The 854-nt window shown below is 62.3% G+C and carries 3 protein-coding genes; all 3 read left to right on the forward strand.

Features of this window, described 5'->3' with window-relative positions; genetic code table 11:
- The first annotated feature begins 115 nt into the window (after positions 1 to 115).
- From HIJ39_RS23195 to HIJ39_RS23205, 3 genes are read left to right on the forward strand one after another with little or no spacing between them, the layout of a single operon-like run.
- Positions 116 to 304 carry a hypothetical protein gene (locus tag HIJ39_RS23195; RefSeq protein WP_169103381.1) on the forward strand — a complete coding sequence of 63 codons (189 nt, stop codon included), beginning with the start codon at positions 116 to 118 and terminating at the stop codon, positions 302 to 304.
- Positions 301 to 516 (forward strand): hypothetical protein, encoded by a 216-nt coding sequence (locus HIJ39_RS23200; protein WP_169103382.1) that lies wholly within the window; start codon positions 301 to 303, stop codon positions 514 to 516. The genes HIJ39_RS23195 and HIJ39_RS23200 overlap by 4 nt, the downstream gene beginning before the upstream one ends.
- Entirely contained in the window at positions 494 to 790 is a 297-nt protein-coding gene (locus tag HIJ39_RS23205; RefSeq protein WP_169103383.1) for a hypothetical protein, read from the forward strand. Before HIJ39_RS23200 ends, HIJ39_RS23205 begins: the two co-directional genes overlap by 23 nt.
- The last annotated feature ends 64 nt before the right edge of the window (positions 791 to 854 follow it).

An 854-nucleotide genomic window follows, 5' to 3' on the forward strand; every position in this document is an offset into this window, starting at 1 on the left:
TGGAAATCGCGTGCCAACAATTGGCGGCTCGACGCCCCACCCAACGGCAGGCGGAACAGGCCATGATTTTCGCCTTTCAGCGGCTCCGCCGGGAGCTGGAGAGCTGGGGCAGCGCATGGCAATGAGACAGCGCAACTGGACCACGGCGGAAGTGCAAGCCTTGACCGACTATCGGCGGGACGGCTACACCCTCGCGGAAATCGCCGTGAAGCTCAACCGGAGTCGGGACAGCGTCCGGGCCAAGGCCCGCGAATTGGGCCTGCCGCGCCCCCGCATCGACCGCGATGCCTGGAGGGGTGCATGACCGGGTTATCGGCGCATGTCGTGAGCGTCTACTTCTGCCGGGTGTGCGAAGCGTACTACGCGGCCAAAGCACCGGGGGAGATGGCGGATCTGATTATCCTGCACCTCGTTCTGTTCCACGAAGGGCGGCGCGACACGCCGGGCCAAGTGACACACTGGACGGTCTATGAAACGGAGGTTATCGAAGACGATGCAACCAATAGCCATTTTTAACAATGTGCATCAGCTGCGGCCCGCAGACTTTGTGTACTACGAACAAGGCAACCACGTGGCCGGGGCAGCGTGCGATGAATGCAGCCACGAGTTGGGACGACGCCAATGGGTCTACGAAGTCTCATATTGCGAGATTTGTGGCAGTCGGCCCTGTGTGAGCGCCACATTGACGCCGGTCGCCGTCTGCGAGCGCTGCCATGAGGCCATTCAGGGCGGTCAGCGGTACGAGATTCTGCATGTGCCGCTTGACGGCGACGACTGGGCTGCCCAGTAGGCACAACCATGAAGCGGGACATCGCGATATGGGCGGCGGTCATGGCGCTAATGATGGCGGGCTG

This window comes from Sulfobacillus harzensis (assembly GCF_012933365.1).
Taxonomy (GTDB): Bacteria; Bacillota; Sulfobacillia; order Sulfobacillales; family Sulfobacillaceae; genus Sulfobacillus_B; species Sulfobacillus_B harzensis.